Origin of the sequence: Klebsiella sp. NPDC088457 (assembly GCF_044900465.1) — a bacterium.
Lineage (GTDB): Bacteria > Pseudomonadota > Gammaproteobacteria > Enterobacterales > Enterobacteriaceae > Klebsiella.
The window spans coordinates 23,699-42,540 of record NZ_JBJDNH010000046.1 but is presented as its reverse complement, the minus strand read 5'-3'; the positions used below and the strand labels follow the sequence as shown (position 1 = coordinate 42,540).

Below are 18,842 nucleotides of genomic sequence, written 5' to 3'. Positions count from 1 at the left end.
CCCGCTGACCCGGCGGCTTGCGTGCCGTTGTTCCGTGTCAGTGGAGGCGCATTATAGGGAGTTCTGAGACGTTGACAAGCCCTGTTTTAAAAAAAAGTTTCGTTCGCTCAAATTCCCGCCATGACGTCGATTTTACGCGCTACCTGCTGGTCATTTGTGCGATTTCCCGCGCAAAATTGGCAACCTGCTGCCAGTCGGTGTAGACCACTTCTTTACTGGTATCCGTTTCACCGCCGGTCATCTTCATAATCAGACGGATCATGACGCGATCGTACCAACGATAGTGCGGATAGCGCAGCGCCCCGGCAAACACCGCGCTACGCTGCGGCTGCCACGGCGAATTGAGCAGAAACTTACGCGTATAGCTATTGGTCTGCGGCGTGCGCTTCTCAGGTTTCCGCGCCACGAGATTAACCGAGAAAAATGCTCCCGGCAGCGCATTCAGCGACTGAAGGTGTTTCTTCACGAAGCGGTCCAGCGCCGGATGGAAGTGCCCGTAGCGAATTGAAGCCCCAATCACAACGCGATCGTAGTGGTGCCATTCAACCTCTTCTGTACGATTAAGGTTAACCGTATCCGCATCAACCCCCAGCTCTTTCAGTTCAGATGCCAGGAAGGCGGCAATTTCGCGGGTCTGCCCGTCACGGGTGGAAAATAGAATCAACGTTTTCACAAGCACTCCTGTTATTCGCGCCAGAAAGTGGGGGTAAACAGCACCAGTAAGGTGAACACTTCCAGACGACCAAACAGCATATTAGCAATCAGGATCCATTTCGCGACCGGGTTCATCGTCGCAAAGTTATCCGCAACCACGCCAAGTCCTGGCCCCAGGTTGTTTAACGTCGCCACAACCGAGGCGAAAGCAGAAAAGTCATCCACGCCGGTCGCGATGATCGCCAGCATACTAATGATGAAGACCAGCGCATAAGCGGAGAAGAAGCCCCACACCGCTTCCAGAATACGTTCCGGCAGCGCACGGTTACCCAACTTAATACTGTATACCGCATTCGGGTGCACCAGGCGCTTGAGTTCGCGATTCCCCTGTTTAAACAGCAGCAGTATACGGATAACTTTCAAGCCGCCGCCCGTCGACCCGGCACATCCGCCGATAAACGCCGAACACAGCAGCAGTACCGGCAGGAATAGCGGCCAGCGTGCGATGCTGTCGGTGGTGAACCCCGCCGTCGTGGCCATCGATACCACCTGGAAGAAAGCCTGATTAAGGGTAGTTAGCGCTGAGCTATACACGTCATGCAGCCATAGTACCAGAGTACAAATCACCACCAGCGTCAGCTGTACGCCGATAAACATGCGAAATTCAGGGTCGCGCCAGTAGACCTTCAGACTCCGTCCGCTCAACAACGAGAAGTGCAAACCATAGTTACAGCCGGAGATCAGCAGGAAAATGGCGATAATCGAGTTAATCGTCGGGCTGTTAAAATACCCCACGCTGGCGTCATGGGTCGAAAAACCGCCAATCGCAATGGTCGAGAAGCTGTGACCAATGGCATCAAACGCCGGCATGCCCGCAAACCACAGCGCGAGCGCGCAGGCCACCGTCAACAGAACATAGATAAGCCACAGCGTTTTTGCCGTCTCGGCAATACGCGGGCGCATCTTATTATCCTTCAACGGCCCGGGCATTTCCGCCCGATACAGCTGCATCCCACCGACGCCCAGTATCGGCAGTATCGCCACCGCCAGCACGATGATCCCCATGCCGCCAAACCACTGCAGCATCTGTCGATAGAACAGGATCGCATGAGGTAAGGAGTCCAGCCCCACCAGCGTGGTCGCGCCGGTCGTAGTCAGGCCCGAAAAGGACTCAAAAAACGCATCCGTGACCGTCAGGTTCGGCTGCTCGGAGAAAATAAACGGTAGCGCACCGACGCTGCCCAGCACGGTCCAGAAGAGCACAACAATAAGAAAACCTTCACGGGATTTCAGTTCGCCCTTCTCACGACGGTTAGGCCACCATAGAAGTGAGCCAATCGCCAGAGCGACAAAAAAAGTCTGGGTAAACGCCCGCCCCGCACCATCGCGGTATAACAGGGCCACCAATCCCGGGAGGATCATGGTCCCCGAAAATAAAATGACCAGCAGTCCAACGATTCGGGTTATCGCGCGAAAATGCATCTCTGGCGCTTCCTTTGATATGCAAAAAAATCAGGTGGGGATTATTCGTCAATCTTAAGTAATTGCAACGAACCACGACTAAAATCAGCCAGTTTTGTCGAAAAAGGAGCCACTTCAGCTTGCGGAAGCGCCACGCGAAGCTGGACGAACGCCTGATATTCGCTTTCGACAATTTTCCCTGAGAACTGAGCCAACAGCGTTTCAATCCCGGATAACTGCCCGTATTCACACTGCAAAGTATATGCGGTCAGCGGCGTCTTGCGCTGTGTTGTGAGCTCAGCAAGCGCCTGATGGACGCCGCCGCCGTAGGCTTTTACCAGGCCGCCGGTCCCTAACAAAATACCGCCGTAGTAGCGCACCACGACGGCCGTTATTTCGCCGACGCCGCTGCCCATCAGCTGCGCCAGCATCGGTTTACCTGCCGTACCCGCCGGTTCGCCATCGTCAGAAAAGCCCAGCTGCTGAGAGTCATTGGGCGGCCCGGCCACCCATGCCACGCAATGGTGACGGGCGTTCGGGTGTTCCGCCCTGACGGACTCCACAAAGGCTTTAGCCGCCACCGCGCCGTCGGTATGCGCCAACAGGGTGATAAAGCGACTTTTTTTGATCTCTTCGACAAAGGTCACCGGCGCGGCCGGGATCAACCAACTTTCCATTACGCCAGTTTCAGATCGCGCGTCATATTTTCAACGCTGTTCTCGTGAATCACGACGTTATCTTCGATACGAATGCCGCCAAACGGCTTCAACGCATCGATTTTCTGCCAGTTGAAATGCTTGCTGAACTGCCCTTCGCGCCACGGCGCCAGCAGAGATTCAATAAAGTAGATCCCCGGCTCGATGGTCAGCACCATACGCGGCTGCAGAATACGCGTGCAGCGCAGATACGGATACTTCGACGGCGCCGCCAGATGCGTACCGGTATCATCCTGCATGAACCCCGCCACATCATGGACCTGTAAACCCAGCGGGTGGCCAATACCGTGCGGCATAAACGGCCCGGTCAGGTCGTTCTCGACCATCGCCTCTTCGCTCATGCTGGTGACGATCTGGTGCTTACGCAGCAGTTTGGCGATGCGTTGATGGAACTGAATGTGGTAATCGACATAGCTGGTGCCGGTTTTCAGCGTGCTAATCAGCGCCAGTTGCTCATCGTTAACGTCCTTAATCAAATGCGCAAAGTCACTGTCGCCGTGTGCCGCCCAGGTTCGCGTCAGATCCGCCGCGTAACCGTTATATTCGGCACCGGCATCCAGCAGGAAGCTGCGCGCTTCTGCCGGCGCACGGTGATCCAGTTTGGTGTAATGCAGCACGGAGGCATGTTCATTGAGCGCCACGATATTGCTGTAAGGCACATCGGTATCGCGATGGCCGGTGGCGGTCAGATACGCCTGGTTGATGTCGAACTCACTCATCCCGGAGAGGAAAGCCTCATGGGCGGCGCGGTGGCCATTGACCGCCGACTTCTGCGCTTCGCGCATGCAGGCCAGCTCATAGTCGGTCTTAAAGGAACGATAGTAGTGCAGGTAATCAATCACCCCTTTCGGGTTGATGTTATCAGCGGCGATATCTAAAGCCAGCGCCCGCTCCGGAACCGGCCCGATATAGGCGATATTACCGCGTGCGGCCGGCAGCAGGCTGCCGATACCGTCCGCTTTCGGCAGGGCAATGACTTCAACGTCTTCTGTCCAGAAGGAGGTCGGCAGCGGTTCAACGTTATGCCAGTAATCGACCGGGAGATAGAACCACAGCTTCGGCTTGTTGACGCCATCCACCAGCAGCCAGCAGTTTGGCACCTGGGTGACGGGGACCCAGGATTTAAACTGCGGGTTGACCTTAAACGGATACGGATGATCGTCGAGGAAGACATTAACCAGCTCACCGGAGTGAATCAGTAACGCGTCGAGATGAAAACGAGCTAAAACATCACGGGTACGTTCCTGTAGGGTAACAATATGATTTTTATAGAGCGCGGCTAGTGATTCCATCTTTTATCCTTTGCTTTTATTGGATCGTAATTCTCCGCATCTTAGCACATTGACCTTCGGCCGGGTGATTTCCGCCGGGTGTGATCAGACCAGCATTTATTTAAAGACTTATTTGCAATTCCTTAACATAAATCCCACACTCCGTCTCATCTGGTACGACCAGATCACATTGCTGGATTCAGGAGACTGACATGCTCTACAAAGGCGACAACCTGTACCTCGACTGGCTGGAAGATGGCATTGCCGAACTGGTGTTCGATGCCCCCGGCTCGGTAAATAAGCTCGATACCGCAACCGTAGCCAGCCTCGGTGATGCGCTGGATGTGCTCGAAAAGCAAAAAGATCTTAAGGGGCTGCTGCTACGCTCTGAGAAAGCGGCCTTCATCGTCGGCGCCGATATTACCGAATTTCTCTCCCTGTTCCTGGTTCCACAGGAGCAGCTGAGCCAGTGGCTCCATTTTGCCAACAGCGTCTTTAATCGCCTGGAAGATTTACCGGTGCCGACTATTTCAGCGGTGAACGGCTATGCGCTGGGCGGCGGCTGTGAATGCGTGCTGGCCACGGACTACCGTCTGGCTACGCCGGATCTGCGTATCGGCCTGCCGGAAACCAAACTGGGGATCATGCCGGGCTTCGGCGGTTCAGTGCGAATGCCGCGTCTGCTCGGCGCCGATAGCGCGCTGGAAATTATCGCGGCGGGTAAAGACGTCGGCGCCGATCAGGCGCTGAAGATCGGCCTCATCGATGGCATCGTCAAAGCGGAGAAACTACGCGATGGCGCGCTCACCATTCTGCGTCAGGCCATTAACGGTGACCTGGACTGGAAAGCAAAGCGCCAGCCGAAGCTGGAACCGTTGAAACTCAGTAAAATTGAAGCGGCCATGAGCTTCACGATCGCCAAAGGCATGGTGGCGCAGACCGCCGGTAAACACTATCCGGCACCGATGACGGCGGTAAAAACCATCGAAGCGGCCGCTCGTTTTGGTCGTGAAGAAGCTCTGAATCTGGAAAACCAAAGCTTTGTCCCGCTGGCGCACACTAAAGAGGCCCGCGCACTGGTGGGGATCTTCCTCAACGATCAGTACGTCAAAGCCAAAGCGAAGAAGCTGACCAAAGACGTCGAAACCCCGAAACAGGCCGCCGTGCTGGGCGCCGGGATCATGGGCGGCGGTATCGCCTATCAGTCCGCCTGGAAAGGCGTGCCGGTGATCATGAAAGATATCAACGACAAGTCGCTGACGCTCGGCATGAACGAAGCCGCCAAGCTGCTTAATAAACAGCTTGAGCGCGGCAAGATTGATGGCCTGAAGCTGGCCGGCGTCATCGGCACGATTCACCCCACCCTCGACTACGCTGGCTTTGACCGCGTTGATGTGGTCGTAGAAGCCGTGGTGGAAAATCCGAAAGTGAAGAAAGCCGTACTGGCGGAAACCGAAGAGAAGGTGCGCCCCGACGCGGTACTGGCTTCCAATACCTCAACGATACCGATCAGCGAGCTGGCGAGCGTACTGAAACGTCCGGAAAACTTCTGCGGTATGCACTTCTTTAACCCGGTGCATCGCATGCCGCTGGTTGAAGTGATTCGTGGTGAAAAAACCGCGGATCAGACCATCGCTAAGGTCGTGGCCTGGGCAAGCAAAATGGGCAAAACGCCAATCGTGGTTAACGACTGCCCCGGCTTCTTCGTCAACCGCGTCCTGTTCCCCTACTTTGCAGGATTCAGCCAGCTGCTGCGCGACGGCGCGGACTTCCGCAAGGTTGATAAGGTGATGGAGAAACTGTTTGGCTGGCCGATGGGGCCGGCGTACCTGCTCGACGTGGTCGGCATCGATACCGCCCACCATGCGCAGGCGGTGATGGCCGCCGGCTTCCCGCAGCGCATGCAGAAAGATTATCGCGATGCGATTGACGCCCTGTTCGACGCTAACCGCTTCGGTCAGAAAAACGGCCTTGGCTTCTGGCGTTATAAAGAAGACAGCAAAGGCAAACCGAAGAAAGAAGAGGACCCCGCCGTTGACGCGCTGCTGGCAGAAGTCAGCCAGCCGACACACGACTTTAGCGACGATGAGATTATCGCCCGCATGATGATCCCGATGGTCAATGAAGTGGTCCGTTGTCTGGAAGAAGGCATTATCGCCAGCCCGGCGGAAGCGGATATGGCGCTGGTCTATGGTCTCGGCTTCCCTCCGTTCCACGGCGGTGCATTCCGCTGGCTGGACACCCTGGGCAGTGCAAAATATCTCGATATGGCGCAGCAGTACCAGCACCTCGGCCCGCTGTATGAAGTGCCGGAAGGTCTGCGTAATAAAGCGCGTCACAACGAACCCTATTATCCCCCGGTAGAACCAGCTCGCCCGGCGGGCGTGCTGAAAACGGCTTAAGGAGTCACAATGGAACAGGTTGTCATTGTTGATGCAGTACGTACCCCGATGGGCCGTTCGAAGGGCGGCGCATTTCGCCACGTGCGTGCGGAAGATCTTTCCGCGCACCTGATGCGTAGCCTGCTTTCGCGTAATCCGTCGCTCGAGGCGGCCGCGATTGACGATATCTACTGGGGCTGCGTGCAGCAGACGCTGGAGCAAGGTTTCAATATTGCGCGTAACGCCGCGCTACTCGCCGAGATCCCGCACTCGGTTCCGGCCACGACGGTCAACCGCCTGTGCGGTTCATCCATGCAGGCGTTGCATGACGCGGCGCGCATGATCATGACCGGCGACGCCAGCGTCTGCCTGATTGGCGGCGTGGAACATATGGGCCACGTCCCGATGAGCCACGGCGTAGATTTTCATCCCGGGCTGAGCCGTAACGTGGCGAAAGCCGCCGGTATGATGGGGCTGACCGCCGAAATGCTGGCGCGCCTGCACGGCATCAGCCGGGAAATGCAGGACCAGTTCGCCGCCCGCTCCCACGCGCGCGCGTGGGCCGCCACGCAATCCGGCGCATTTAAAGCGGAAATCATCCCGACAGGCGGCCATGATGCCGACGGTGTCCTGAAGTCATTCCACTATGACGAAGTGATCCGCCCGGAAACCACCGTAGAAACGCTGGCGGCTCTGCGGCCAGCCTTCGACCCGGTAACCGGCACCGTCACGGCGGGAACCTCCTCCGCGCTCTCCGACGGCGCCGCCGCTATGTTGTTAATGAGCGAAAGCCGTGCCCGCGAGCTGGGGCTGAAACCCCGCGCAAGGGTGCGTTCAATGGCAGTGGTGGGCTGCGATCCGTCCATCATGGGCTATGGTCCGGTGCCGGCCTCAAAGCTGGCGCTGAAAAAGGCCGGGCTTTCCACCAGCGATATCGATGTGTTTGAAATGAATGAAGCGTTTGCCGCACAGATCCTGCCGTGCATTAAAGATCTGGGGCTGATGGAACAGATCGACGAGAAGATTAACCTCAACGGCGGCGCGATCGCCCTCGGTCACCCGCTGGGCTGCTCCGGCGCGCGTATCAGTACAACCCTGATTAACCAGATGGAGCGCAAAGACGCCCAGTTTGGTCTGGCCACTATGTGTATTGGCTTAGGTCAGGGGATCGCAACGGTATTCGAGAGGGTTTAACTACGGCGCGCCGGGGGGCGTTTCGCTTGCCCGGCCTCTACGAGATTATCTCAAAGCCACTGGCGGCCAATGCAGCCAGTGGCGAAGAGAGCAGGTTTAGTTGCCGTTCTTCCCGCCTGTCAGGGGCGGGTTTTTTATTTCTGCTACCTCCTCTTCCTGCCGAAGAGGCGGCGAGCATCAGATAAAGGCAAACGCATCGCCGAACAGGCGATCTTCGCGGGCGCTGCGCTCATTGCAGAACAGCTCGCGGGCGATTTTGGCCATCTCGAAACGGCCCGCAATATAAATATCATGCTCGGCCAGAGTGCCGTAATCTTGCAGCACGGCGGTTAGCACGGTGCCGGAACGACCGCGCCACTCCTCGTCCGGCTGTTCAACCACCGGCTCGACCCGCAGACCCGGATGTTCCACGCTCAACGCTTCCAGTTCTGCCAGATCGTAGAGATGCTTCGCTTCGCGTCCGCCCCAGTACACGGCGATATCGCGGTTCGGGTTACGCGCCAGGGCGGTAAGCAGAATGGAACGTACATAGGAGAACCCGGTTCCCCCGGCGATCAGGATCAGCGGACGATCTTCGTCTTCACGCAGCCAGGCTTCGCCATGCGGGATATCAACCTCAATCTCGCGCTCTTTCAGAATGCGATCCATGACCGCCATCGCATACAGGTTGAGCTCGGAAGCGCCGATATGCAGTTCAATACATTCCTGTTCCGACGGCGTGGAGGCCATGGAGAACGGGCGCTTGTCGCGCTCATCCATTACCACCATCAAATATTGACCAGCGCGGAAAGAAAACGCCGCTTCCGGCACTAATCGAACGCGATACACGGTATCGGTAATCGCCTCCACCGAGGTCACTTTACAGCTTAAGGTTGTCATGCGTCCCCTCTGTCGGGTCTATTAGAGCAAAACAGCGGCGTTAGCCCCGCTTACTGTTATTTAAAGATAGCCAGCTCATCCCAGATGGCGTCAATACGTGCCGTCACCGCGGGATCTTTTTTAATTGGACGACCCCATTCGCGTTGGGTTTCGCCAGGCCATTTATTTGTGGCATCCAGCCCCATTTTTGAACCCAGGCCGGAAACCGGCGAGGCAAAATCCAGATAATCGATCGGCGTGTTTTCTACCAGTACCGTATCACGAGCCGGGTCCATCCGGGTAGTAATCGCCCAGATCACATCGTTCCAGTCGCGTGCATTCACATCATCATCGCAGACGATCACGAACTTAGTGTACATAAACTGCCGCAGGAACGACCACACGCCCATCATTACGCGCTTTGCGTGACCGGCGTACTGTTTCTTGATCGTGACCACGGCCAGGCGATAAGAGCACCCTTCCGGCGGCAGGTAAAAGTCGACAATCTCAGGGAACTGCTTTTGCAGAATCGGCACGAAGACTTCATTCAGCGCCACCCCCAGTACCGCAGGTTCATCCGGCGGACGTCCGGTATAGGTTGAGTGATAAATCGCATCTTCACGCTGGGTGATATGGGTGACCGTAAATACCGGGAAGCTATCCACTTCATTGTAGTAGCCGGTGTGATCGCCATACGGCCCTTCCGGCGCCATTTCGCCAGGCTCGATATACCCTTCCAGCACGATTTCTGCGCTGGCAGGAACTTCGAGATCGTTGGAAATGCACTTCACCACTTCGGTTTTGGTACCGCGCAGCAGGCCGGCAAAGGCGTACTCTGAAAGCGTATCAGGTACCGGCGTGACCGCGCCGAGAATGGTTGCCGGGTCCGCGCCTAGCGCCACGGAGACCGGGAAACGCTCGCCCGGGTGAGCCGCGCACCACTCCTGGAAATCCAGCGCGCCGCCGCGGTGGGAGAGCCAGCGCATAATCAGCTTATTCTTGCCGATCAGCTGCTGACGATAAATACCCAGATTCTGCCGCTCTTTATGCGGACCCCGGGTGACCGTCAACCCCCAGGTAATCAGCGGCGCGGCATCTTCCGGCCAGCAGGTCATGATTGGAATACGCGTCAGGTCGACGCTATCGCCTTCGATGATTTTTTGCTGGCAGGGGGCGCCACGCAGACGTTTCGTCGGCATATTCAATACCTGCTTAAACTGCGGCAGCTTATCGAACAGATCGCGGAATCCTTTTGGCGGTTCAGGCTCTTTCAGGAAAGCCAACAGCTTACCCACTTCACGCAGCGAGCTGACATCCTCCTGCCCCATCCCCATGGCGACGCGACGCGGCGTACCAAACAGATTACACAACACCGGCATGGTGTAGCCTTTCGGGTTTTCGAAGAGCAGGGCCGGGCCGCCCGCACGTAAAGTGCGATCGGCAATTTCGGTGATCTCAAGGTGCGGATCGACCGGCAGGGAGATTCTTTTCAGTTCACCCTGCTGCTCCAGTAATGTCAGAAAATCGCGCAGATCGTGGTATTTCATGGAGTTGTTATTAACCTCTATACAGGCAGCTGATTATACGGTGTTCGCCGATGCCATGCTGTACTTTTGTTAAATTAGCGTGAAAGAACATGGAATTTTAGATTTCACTTATATTGGCTTTCGCGATCGCTACAGCCTTTTGTTATGCTTGCTGCTAATAGAGTGGAAAGAGTTATTATGCAAGCCTGGTATTTACTGTATTGCAAACGTGGGCAGCTTCAGCGCGCCCAGGAACATCTCGAACGGCAGGCGGTAAATTGCCTGATGCCGACGATCGCACTGGAAAAAATCGTTCGCGGTAAGCGCACTACGGTTAGTGAACCCTTGTTCCCCAATTATCTGTTTGTCGAGTTCGACCCGGAAATTATCCACACCACGACCATCAGCGCCACGCGCGGCGTGAACAGTTTCGTTCGCTTCGGCGCCCAGCCGGCGACCGTACCCTCCGCGGTCATCCACCAGCTGTCTATCTACAAGCCGGAAGGCATCACCGACCCGGAAACGCCGCATGGGGGTGACTACGTGCTGATTACCGACGGCGCATTTGAAGGTTTGCAGGCCATCTTTACCGAGCCGGATGGCGAAGCGCGTTCGATGCTGCTGCTGAACCTGCTTAACAAGCAGGTGCTGCAAAGCGTTAAAAATACCGACTTTCACAAAATCTGACGGCCCGCTTAAAAACGGATGCCAAAGAGCGTTCTGACATTGGCGTCGGTTATCTCCTCCAGCCGCTGAGCCTCCTCGCCACGCCATCCCGCTATGCTCGCCAGAATATGCGGCAGATAGGCTGGTTCATTACGGCGGGAAGCGGGCTTTGGACTCAGGTCGCGCGGCAGTAAATACGGCGCATCGGTTTCAATCAGCAAACGCTCTGCCGGGATATCCGGCAGCAGTTCGCGCAGTTCCAGCCCTCGCCGCTCATCGCACACCCAGCCGGTGATACCGATAGACAAACCGCGGCTCACGCACTCGCGCATTTCGTTACGCGTTCCGGTGAAACAGTGCAGCACCGCCCCAGGCAGTTTATCCAGCCAGGGGGTCAGCAACGCCAGAAAACGGTCATGGGCATCACGGCAGTGCAGAAACACCGGCATAGAGAGCTCGGCGGCCAGCGCCAGCTGCGCGCTAAAGGCGGCTTCTTGCTCCTGAGGCGTCGAAAAGTTGCGGTTGAAGTCCAGGCCGCATTCGCCGATAGCCACCACCTCCGGCTGACGAGCCAGCTGAAAAACCGCGGCCGCGACCGATTCCGCCCAGCCGCTGCTGTCGTGCGGATGGACGCCTGCCGTTGACCAGCATTTCTCATACCGGTGCGCCATCTTCCGGGCCTGTTCACTTTCATGCAGGTTCGTTCCGGTGAACAGCATGCCGGTAACGCCTGCAGCCTGGGCGCGCTTCACCACGTCATCGCGGTCACGGGAAAACTGTGTACTGGTTAGATTTACGCCGATATCAAACATCGCCACTCCGATATGACAACCGCCCTGACGGGCGGTTGGTTATTCTTCTTTGCTTCCCGCTTGTTCAGCGGCAGCATCCTCGTCTCGCGTCAGACGCTTACCGGTGTAGAAACGCGCGAAGAAGACCCCGATCTCAAACAGACAGTACATCGGAATCGCCAGCAGCGTTTGCGAAAAGACATCCGGCGGGGTCAACAGCATGCCGACGACAAATGCGCCCACCAGCACGTACGGCCGTTTCTTACGCAAATCTTCCGGCGTCGTCACTCCCATCCAGCACAGCAGCACGATCGCAACCGGCACTTCAAACGAGACGCCAAAGGCGATAAACAACGCCATGACAAAGTCGAGATAGCTGCGGATATCGGTAGAGACCTGGACGCCTTCCGGCGCCGCGTGCGTCAGAAAACCAAACGCCAGCGGGAACACCACGAAGTAGGCAAACGCCATACCGATATAGAACAACAGCGTACTGGAAACCAGCAGCGGCATCACCAGCCGCCGCTCATGCTTATACAGAGCAGGCGCCACAAAGGCCCAGACCTGATAAAGAATCACCGGTACCGACAGAATCACCGAGACCATAAAGGTCAGTTTTATCGGCGTAAAGAAAGGGGAAGCCACATCGGTGGCGATCATCGTCGCGCCAACCGGCATCTGCCGGATGAGCGGTGCGGAGACCAGCTGATAGATGTCGTTGGCGAAGTAAACCAACGCCAGAAAAATCACCAGAATCGCGATGATGCTATTGATCAGGCGCTTGCGCAGCTCAATCAAATGCGAAATTAGCGGTTGAGTATCTTCTACGCCCATTTTTACGGTTTATCACTCGATGCAGGGGAGGAATCGGAAGCTGTCACGGCAACTTTTTCTTTGGCAGCCGGGAGAGGGTCAGGCTGCTCTGAGGCAACGCCCTCTTCTGCGGCTGGAGCGTGAACGGGCGCGCTGGCCTGATGTTCGGCCGTCGCCGGCGTAATATCCTGACGCTGCGCTTCACTGCCCTTGACCACCGGGTTGTGAATGGTGTTCGCTTCGTCGCTTTCTTTCTCAGGATCGTGGGCGGTATAAGAGCGTTTCATGGATTCCGCGGCTTCGCGCAGCTCATCCATTGACGCCTTTAGCTCCGGCGTCAGGTTATCCAGGCTCGCCTTTTCCACTTTCTTCAGGCTTTCCTGGAACTCCTGCAGTTTTAGTTCCTGGGTAATCTCATTTTGTACGGTGGCCGCCAGCGACCGTAGCGTACGAATCCAGCTGGCTACCGTTTTTACTGCGACAGGCAGTCGCTGTGGCCCCAGTACGATGAGGCCAATGACGAACACCAGCAGTAGTTCACTAAAACCGATATCGAACACGAATTACACCTGCTCTTTGTCGTGGCGTTTTGTCTCGTCTTTTTTCGCATCATCCGGCTTATCAGCGAGAGTCTTCGCCGTAAAATCGGCATCAGGTGTGGATTTATCCGCTTTTTCATCATCGCTCATCGCTTTTTTAAAGCCTTTGATCGATGCGCCTAAATCCGAACCCAGCGAGCTCAGCTTTTTCGTCCCGAAAAGCAGAACCACAATGACGACAACAATTAATAACTGCCAAATACTGATACCACCCATACACATTCCTCTATGACAGATGATGAATTATTAGGACGCATTATACACGTCATCACGCGAGCCGCCTCTTTGTCCGGCCACTCGCATGACATCGCGCAAAAACCAATGCGCTGTGATGAAGGCCATACCTCTCAGTGCGTTTTCCGCCAGCCAATCAGCCAGGTCACCGCGCCAGCGGCCATCAGCCAGCCTGGCATCATGCCCCACTCCGGGCGGTTGATGAATAACAGCGTACCACTCAGTAACAGAACCGCACCTATACCAAACAGATAACGGGACTGCCCCTGGCGAACGTGCCGCACCTGGAGGTCACGCACAATGGTATCGACGCTGGTCTGCAACTGTTTACTCTGTTGCAACGTCTGGTACACCAGTTCCGGTATTTCCGGCATTCTCTCGATCCAGAACGGCGCCTTTTCTTTAAACGCACGCACCAGCGCCGGAATGCCGACCTGATCTTTAATCCACGACTCCAGGAAAGGCTTCGCCGTTTTCCACAAGTCTAACTGAGGATAGAGCTGGCGGCCTACCCCTTCTACGTAAAGTAATGTCTTCTGCAGCAGCACCAGCTGCGGCTGAACTTCCATATTGAAGCGCCGGGCGGTGTTAAACAGGTTCAGCAGGACGTGGCCAAATGAAATTTCTGCCAGCGGTTTTTCGAAGATCGGCTCGCAGACGGTGCGGATGGCAAACTCAAACTCTTCGACGTTGGTATCCGCAGGTACCCAGCCGGAATCCACGTGCAGCTCGGCAACTTTACGGTAATCGCGGTTGAAGAAGGCGATGAAGTTTTCCGCCAGATAGCGTTTATCTTCTTTGTTCAACGACCCGACAATGCCGCAGTCAATACCGATGTACTGCGGGTTTTCCGGGTGGTCGTAGCTGACAAAAATATTGCCAGGGTGCATGTCGGCATGAAAGAAACTGTCGCGGAATACCTGGGTGAAAAAGACCTGCACGCCGCGTTCCGCCAGCAGCTGCATGTTCGTGCCCTGCGCTTCCAGCGCTTCCACGTCGGATACCGGAATACCGTAAATCCGCTCCATCACCATCATGCCTTCGCTGCAGTAATCAGGATAGACTTCCGGGACATACAGCATCGGGCTGTCTTCGAAGTTGCGCCGTAGCTGAATAGCGTTGGCCGATTCACGTAACAGATTGAGTTCATCCAGCAGCGTTTTTTCGTATTCGCGCACCACTTCCTGCGGGCGGAGACGACGACCGTCGGGCAACAGGCGGGGCACCCAGCGCGCCAGACGGTAGATAAGCTTCATATCCGCTTTAATCACCGGCACGATATCCGGACGGATGACCTTGATGACGACCTCTTTGCCGTTTTCTTTCAGCCGTGCGGTATGCACCTGAGCGATGGAGGCCGAGGCCAGCGGCTCAATCGCGAAGTCATCAAACCAGGCATCGACGGAAAGGCCGCCCATTGCCTGCTCAATCTGCTGTTTCGCCAGTTTGCCATCAAAAGGCGCCACCCGGTCCTGCAGTAACGCCAGCTGATCGGCGATCTGCGGCGGGAACAGATCGCGGCGGGTTGAGAGCATCTGGCCAAACTTGATCCATACCGGCCCGAGTTCCTGCAGCGCGAGACGCAAGCGCTCACCAAGGGGTTGGGTTTTATGGCGGTTAGGCATCCAGAACAGCATTCGCCGCCCGATACGCAGCGGCAGCGTGATACGCATTTTGGGAATGAGCTCATCCAGCCCGTAACTCAAAAAGGTGCGGATGATCAGATACAGGCGCCGTAATTCTCCTGGCGTCATTTGCCCTCCAGCATGTCCAACCGTTTTTCGAGTGTTGCAAGCGTGCGTTCCACGGCGGCAGTCTCTTCGCCAAACCAGGCCATTTCCAGCGGACCCGGCGCCAGACGCCACTCTTCGGTGAGCGCCTCTGCGGCATAGCGCTGCTGGCGCTGAGCGCCGTGCAGCAAGAAACGGGCTCCGCTGCGAAATACTTTGCTGAAGCCCTCGGCGACGATATCGCCGGTATAGGGAGCCAGCAGTTCAGCCGGGTCAAACTCCGCCAGATCGCACAGGGCCACGGTATTCTGCACCACCTGCAGATCGCCCTGAACTTCCAGATCGCCGCTGCGAATAAGCGCGGTCAGCTGTTGACGATTGCGTAGCTGCGGCAGCACGCTGAGACGGGTAATCACGGTACAGTCGGCATCGCCTTCCCAGGCCCCCAGCACATCCACCTGGCGGTCGCTGAAGACCAGCACAAGCGGCGTCGATAGCTCTTTCAGCTCGACGCGCAGCACTTTCCCCAGCAGACGTTGGCGAGCAGGTTTTAACGCTTTGTCACGCCAGAGAAAGGTATTGAGGGCGGTTTCAATGCCTGCGGTGACCAGTGGTTTGAAAGGCATACGCTCCCTCCTGTCAGAACTTATAACCACGGTGCAACGCAACGATACCAGCCGTCAGGTTGTAGTAATCGACGTTTTCAAAACCGGCATCCTGCATCATAGCCTTCAGGGTTTCCTGATTCGGATGCATACGGATGGACTCCGCCAGATAGCGATAGCTTTCACCATCTTTAGCCACCAGTTCCCCGACGCGCGGCAGCACGTGGAAGGAGTATGCGTCATAGGCTTTGCTGAGCGGCTCAATGATCGGTTTCGAGAACTCCAGCACCAGCAGACGCCCGCCTGGCTTCAGGACGCGATACATCGAACGCAGCGCTTTTTCTTTATCGGTGACGTTACGCAGACCGAAGGAAATGGTGATGCAGTCAAACGTGTTGTCGGCAAACGGCAGCGCTTCCGCGTTGGCCTGCACATATTCCACGTTGCCGACGATGCCGATGTTGCGCAGCTTTTCGCGGCCCATTTTCAGCATCGAGTCGTTAATGTCCGCCAGCATGACGCGACCGGTCTCACCCACCAGACGAGAAAACTTCGCCGTCAGGTCGCCGGTGCCGCCGGCCAGGTCCAGTACGGTCTGTCCACGGCGTACGCCGCTGCAATCGATGGTGAAACGCTTCCACAAACGATGAATACCGAACGACATCAGATCATTCATAACATCATATTTTGCGGCCACAGAATGGAATACATGCGCCACCATGTCCGCCTTCTGCTCTTTGGCTACCGTTTGAAAACCAAAGTGCGTCGTTTCTTGTGAATCCTCAACCATCTCAATGCCTGCTTATCAAGAAAATGTTCATCGAGTGTAACAGATTCAGCGCATTTCCCATACGGTTCAGCGCGGCGGAGACGGCTCGCCGGAGAGCGCGACCTCGGCGGAATCGCGCATCAATTCGTTATCTTCCAGCGCGTTTTCCTCTTCTTCAGGACGATATTCATCATCCTCAGCGCTGGCCTGCTCGACTAAATCAGGATTAATCCCGCGTTTCACCTCAACGCCCAGGCCGCGGAATGCCTCGGCCTGCACCAGCAGATTCCCGCGTCCGGAGGCGAGCTTTTTCATCGCCTGACGATAGTTATCCTGCGCCTTATCCAGGCTCTGGCCGATAGCCGACATATCATCGACGAACAGGCGCATTTTGTCGTACAGGCGGCCCGCCCGCTCGGCGATTTTCTGCGCATTGCGGCTTTGGTGTTCATAGCGCCAGAGGTTGGCGATGGTACGCAGCGCCACCAGCAGCGTGGTGGGGCTGACCAGCATGATGTTGTTCTTCAGCGCTTCGCTGATAAGTTCTGGCTGGCGGTCTATCGCCAACAGAAAGGCCGGCTCAACGGGAATGAACATCAGCACGTAATCCAGCGAGCGCAGGCCCGGCAGCTGTTGATAATCTTTACGCCCGAGCAGGCGGATATGATTACGCACCGAGACAATATGCTCCTGCAGCGCCGCCTCGCGGGTGCCATCATCCTCGGCATTGAAGTAGCGCTCGTAGGCGACCAGCGTCATTTTGGCATCAATGACCACGTCTTTCCCCTGCGGCAGACGGACGATCACATCGGGCTGCATGCGCGAACGGTTGTCGGTTTCGATACTGACCTGGGTCTGGTATTCATAACCCTCGCGCAGCCCGGAAGCTTCCAGCACGCGGGTTAACACCACCTCTCCCCAGTTACCCTGGGTCTTGTTATCCCCTTTCAACGCGCGGGTCAGATTCAGCGCTTCCTGGGCCATCTGCGCGTTCAGCTGCTGCAGATTGCGGATTTCATGCGCCAGCGTATGCCGCTCGCGCGCTTCCTGACCAAAACTGTCCTGCACCTGGCGGCGGAAACCGTCCAGCTGTTCACGCAGCGGCGTCAGCAGCCCATGTAAACTCTGACGATTCTGTTCATCAACACGCCGGTTGCTGTGTTCAAAAATACGGTTGGCGAGGTTTTCAAACTGTTCGCTCAGGCGCTGCTCGCTGTTGACCATCTGGCGGATTTTATCTTCCGCGTGCATGCGGGTCGATTCAAGGCGGGTGGTGACTTCACGCAGATCGGCTTCCAGCGAAGTATTGATTTCACGCAGGCTGCGCAGCTCATTGTTCAGCAGCTCGCACTCGTCGCGCCAGTGGGCCTCCTGCGCCAGCTGCTGACGCGCGGCGCTGAGTTCGATATCCAGCTCTCGCCGCTCTTCGATAAGGTCAGCGCGAATTTGGTCGGCTTTGGCTTTGGTCGCCAGCCACCCGACGACCAGCCCAGCGGCCAGCGCCACGATGGCACTTATCATAATCGAGATGTCCACAACGCCCCCTGCAGCAACAACTTATCGATACAAGGTAGAATTGTGCTGTACAAACGTCCAGTTGAAAAGGGTTTTCCTGCGCAGAGCGCCGCAAAAAAGAAAGGCCGGATAAACCGGCCTTGGGCGAAGAAGGGAGAACTACAGCAGACGGCGCGCCGCTTCCACAACGATTTTTACCGCGTGGCTTTCGGTTTGTTTCATGGTTTCCGCGTTCGGAATTTCCTGCTGAGTACGGTTTACGATAACCCCGGCCACCATCCCGGCGCGCAGCCCCTGGCTGGCGCACATGGTCAGCAGCGTCGCCGATTCCATCTCATAGTTCATGACGCCCATGGACTGCCACTCTTCCATCGAGCCTTTAAAATGGCTGACCACACGGCCAGAGAAGGTGTCGTAACGTTCCTGACCCGGGTAGAAGGTATCAGACGATGCGGTAACGCCAATATGGGTGGTCGCCCCGATCGATTTTGCCGCTTCCACCAGCGCGGTGGTGCAGGCAAAGTCAGCGACCGCCGGGTATTCCATCGGCGCAAAGTGCAGACTCGCGCCATCAAGACGGACGGAAGCGGTGGTCACCAGAACGTCGCCCACATTGATATGCGGCTGGATCGCGCCGGTGGTGCCGATACGCAGGAAGGTACGAATCCCCAGCTGCGCCAGTTCTTCAACGGCAATAGAGGTCGACGGGCCGCCGATACCGGTAGAACAAACAATGACCGGCTTGCCATCCAGTTCGGCACGCCAGGAGGTAAATTCGCGATGAGATGCCAGCTTGACCGGCTTATCCATCAGCGCGGCGATCTTTTCCACACGCTCTGGATCGCCAGGGACGATAGCCAGCGTAGCCCCTTGTAAATCGTTTTTGGTGAGGCCGAGATGAAAAACATCAGACTTAGACATAAAAAACTCCTCTGTGGGTCGAATTATCAGCAGAAGCAAAACGGTACTTTACAGAAGCTATTGGCTTATTTTTGTGACACTAATCACCACGAATGAAAGTCATTGCAATAATATTCCATCAAATAGTGATAAACATCA

The 18,842-nt window shown here is 56.4% G+C and carries 18 protein-coding genes; 3 read left to right on the top strand and 15 right to left on the bottom strand.

Annotated features, from left to right (window positions below; genetic code table 11):
• Positions 1 to 139: 139 nt before the first annotated feature.
• The 4 genes from hemG to pepQ are packed head-to-tail and all read right to left on the bottom strand — an operon-like array spanning position 140 to position 4,123.
• Positions 140 to 673 (bottom strand): menaquinone-dependent protoporphyrinogen IX dehydrogenase, encoded by a 534-nt coding sequence (gene hemG / locus ACI2JR_RS23175; RefSeq protein ID WP_132731905.1) that lies wholly within the window; start codon positions 671 to 673, stop codon positions 140 to 142.
• An 11-nt stretch (positions 674 to 684) separates the two neighbouring features.
• Complete coding sequence (gene trkH, locus ACI2JR_RS23170) at positions 685 to 2,136, bottom strand: Trk system potassium transporter TrkH (protein ID WP_132731904.1); 1,452 nt, start codon at positions 2,134 to 2,136, stop codon at positions 685 to 687.
• 41 nt (positions 2,137 to 2,177) lie between these two features.
• Positions 2,178 to 2,792, bottom strand: coding sequence for an IMPACT family protein (locus tag ACI2JR_RS23165; RefSeq protein WP_132731903.1), 615 nt, complete (start codon positions 2,790 to 2,792; stop codon positions 2,178 to 2,180).
• The gene (gene pepQ / locus ACI2JR_RS23160) at positions 2,792 to 4,123 is read right to left on the bottom strand and encodes a Xaa-Pro dipeptidase (protein WP_132731902.1); all 1,332 of its coding nucleotides are present in this window, start codon (positions 4,121 to 4,123) and stop codon (positions 2,792 to 2,794) included. The genes ACI2JR_RS23165 and pepQ overlap by 1 nt, the downstream gene beginning before the upstream one ends.
• Before the next feature lie 191 nt (positions 4,124 to 4,314).
• On the opposite strand from pepQ, the gene fadB reads away from it, so the two are divergent.
• Positions 4,315 to 6,504: a fatty acid oxidation complex subunit alpha FadB gene (gene fadB, locus ACI2JR_RS23155; RefSeq protein ID WP_462479563.1), complete on the top strand. Its 2,190-nt coding sequence runs from the start codon at positions 4,315 to 4,317 to the stop codon at positions 6,502 to 6,504.
• 9 nt (positions 6,505 to 6,513) lie between these two features.
• Positions 6,514 to 7,677: an acetyl-CoA C-acyltransferase FadA gene (gene fadA / locus ACI2JR_RS23150; protein ID WP_132731900.1), complete on the top strand. Its 1,164-nt coding sequence runs from the start codon at positions 6,514 to 6,516 to the stop codon at positions 7,675 to 7,677.
• Between the two features lie 177 nt (positions 7,678 to 7,854).
• On the opposite strand, the gene fre is transcribed toward fadA, so the two are convergent.
• On the bottom strand, positions 7,855 to 8,556 hold the full coding sequence (gene fre, locus ACI2JR_RS23145) for an NAD(P)H-flavin reductase (RefSeq protein ID WP_132731899.1): 702 nt from the start codon (positions 8,554 to 8,556) through the stop codon (positions 7,855 to 7,857).
• 56 nt (positions 8,557 to 8,612) lie between these two features.
• Positions 8,613 to 10,082, bottom strand: a complete 1,470-nt coding sequence (ubiD, locus tag ACI2JR_RS23140) for a 4-hydroxy-3-polyprenylbenzoate decarboxylase (protein ID WP_132731898.1) — start codon at positions 10,080 to 10,082, stop codon at positions 8,613 to 8,615.
• 177 nt (positions 10,083 to 10,259) lie between these two features.
• Here ubiD and rfaH point away from each other — a divergent pair, with 177 nt between their 5' ends.
• Entirely contained in the window at positions 10,260 to 10,748 is a 489-nt protein-coding gene (gene rfaH / locus ACI2JR_RS23135) for a transcription/translation regulatory transformer protein RfaH (protein WP_132731897.1), read from the top strand.
• Positions 10,749 to 10,756: 8 nt separating this feature from the next.
• Here the strand turns inward: rfaH and tatD are convergent, their stop codons facing one another.
• The 9 genes from tatD to udp form a co-directional block, all read right to left on the bottom strand.
• The gene (tatD, locus tag ACI2JR_RS23130; RefSeq protein ID WP_165905796.1) at positions 10,757 to 11,551 is read right to left on the bottom strand and encodes a 3'-5' ssDNA/RNA exonuclease TatD; all 795 of its coding nucleotides are present in this window, start codon (positions 11,549 to 11,551) and stop codon (positions 10,757 to 10,759) included.
• 27 nt (positions 11,552 to 11,578) lie between these two features.
• Positions 11,579 to 12,352 carry a Sec-independent protein translocase subunit TatC gene (tatC, locus tag ACI2JR_RS23125; protein WP_132731895.1) on the bottom strand — a complete coding sequence of 258 codons (774 nt, stop codon included), beginning with the start codon at positions 12,350 to 12,352 and terminating at the stop codon, positions 11,579 to 11,581.
• Positions 12,353 to 12,354: 2 nt separating this feature from the next.
• Positions 12,355 to 12,891 (bottom strand): Sec-independent protein translocase protein TatB, encoded by a 537-nt coding sequence (gene tatB / locus ACI2JR_RS23120; protein WP_462479562.1) that lies wholly within the window; start codon positions 12,889 to 12,891, stop codon positions 12,355 to 12,357.
• A 3-nt stretch (positions 12,892 to 12,894) separates the two neighbouring features.
• Positions 12,895 to 13,146 (bottom strand): Sec-independent protein translocase subunit TatA, encoded by a 252-nt coding sequence (gene tatA / locus ACI2JR_RS23115; RefSeq protein ID WP_132731893.1) that lies wholly within the window; start codon positions 13,144 to 13,146, stop codon positions 12,895 to 12,897.
• Between the two features lie 131 nt (positions 13,147 to 13,277).
• The gene (gene ubiB, locus ACI2JR_RS23110; RefSeq protein WP_132731892.1) at positions 13,278 to 14,918 is read right to left on the bottom strand and encodes a ubiquinone biosynthesis regulatory protein kinase UbiB; all 1,641 of its coding nucleotides are present in this window, start codon (positions 14,916 to 14,918) and stop codon (positions 13,278 to 13,280) included.
• A complete protein-coding gene (locus ACI2JR_RS23105; RefSeq protein ID WP_132731891.1) occupies positions 14,915 to 15,520 on the bottom strand; it encodes a ubiquinone biosynthesis protein UbiJ in 606 nt (201 codons plus the stop codon). The genes ubiB and ACI2JR_RS23105 overlap by 4 nt, the downstream gene beginning before the upstream one ends.
• Positions 15,521 to 15,533: 13 nt before the next feature.
• Positions 15,534 to 16,289 (bottom strand): bifunctional demethylmenaquinone methyltransferase/2-methoxy-6-polyprenyl-1,4-benzoquinol methylase UbiE, encoded by a 756-nt coding sequence (gene ubiE, locus ACI2JR_RS23100; RefSeq protein WP_462479561.1) that lies wholly within the window; start codon positions 16,287 to 16,289, stop codon positions 15,534 to 15,536.
• A gap of 66 nt (positions 16,290 to 16,355) precedes the next feature.
• Entirely contained in the window at positions 16,356 to 17,804 is a 1,449-nt protein-coding gene (rmuC, locus tag ACI2JR_RS23095) for a DNA recombination protein RmuC (RefSeq protein WP_132731889.1), read from the bottom strand.
• 138 nt (positions 17,805 to 17,942) lie between these two features.
• On the bottom strand, positions 17,943 to 18,704 hold the full coding sequence (udp, locus tag ACI2JR_RS23090; protein ID WP_462479560.1) for a uridine phosphorylase: 762 nt from the start codon (positions 18,702 to 18,704) through the stop codon (positions 17,943 to 17,945).
• Positions 18,705 to 18,842: the final 138 nt, after the last annotated feature.

Coding starts and splice junctions, on each gene's coding strand:
- trkH (WP_132731904.1), bottom strand. CDS start 2,136: ATGCATTTTCGCGCGATAACCCGAATCGTTGGACTGCTGGTCATTTTA.
- ACI2JR_RS23165 (WP_132731903.1), bottom strand. CDS start 2,792: ATGGAAAGTTGGTTGATCCCGGCCGCGCCGGTGACCTTTGTCGAAGAG.
- pepQ (WP_132731902.1), bottom strand. CDS start 4,123: ATGGAATCACTAGCCGCGCTCTATAAAAATCATATTGTTACCCTACAG.
- fadB (WP_462479563.1), top strand. CDS start 4,315: ATGCTCTACAAAGGCGACAACCTGTACCTCGACTGGCTGGAAGATGGC.
- fadA (WP_132731900.1), top strand. CDS start 6,514: ATGGAACAGGTTGTCATTGTTGATGCAGTACGTACCCCGATGGGCCGT.
- fre (WP_132731899.1), bottom strand. CDS start 8,556: ATGACAACCTTAAGCTGTAAAGTGACCTCGGTGGAGGCGATTACCGAT.
- ubiD (WP_132731898.1), bottom strand. CDS start 10,082: ATGAAATACCACGATCTGCGCGATTTTCTGACATTACTGGAGCAGCAG.
- rfaH (WP_132731897.1), top strand. CDS start 10,260: ATGCAAGCCTGGTATTTACTGTATTGCAAACGTGGGCAGCTTCAGCGC.
- tatC (WP_132731895.1), bottom strand. CDS start 12,352: ATGGGCGTAGAAGATACTCAACCGCTAATTTCGCATTTGATTGAGCTG.
- tatA (WP_132731893.1), bottom strand. CDS start 13,146: ATGGGTGGTATCAGTATTTGGCAGTTATTAATTGTTGTCGTCATTGTG.
- ubiB (WP_132731892.1), bottom strand. CDS start 14,918: ATGACGCCAGGAGAATTACGGCGCCTGTATCTGATCATCCGCACCTTT.
- ACI2JR_RS23105 (WP_132731891.1), bottom strand. CDS start 15,520: ATGCCTTTCAAACCACTGGTCACCGCAGGCATTGAAACCGCCCTCAAT.
- ubiE (WP_462479561.1), bottom strand. CDS start 16,289: ATGGTTGAGGATTCACAAGAAACGACGCACTTTGGTTTTCAAACGGTA.
- udp (WP_462479560.1), bottom strand. CDS start 18,704: ATGTCTAAGTCTGATGTTTTTCATCTCGGCCTCACCAAAAACGATTTA.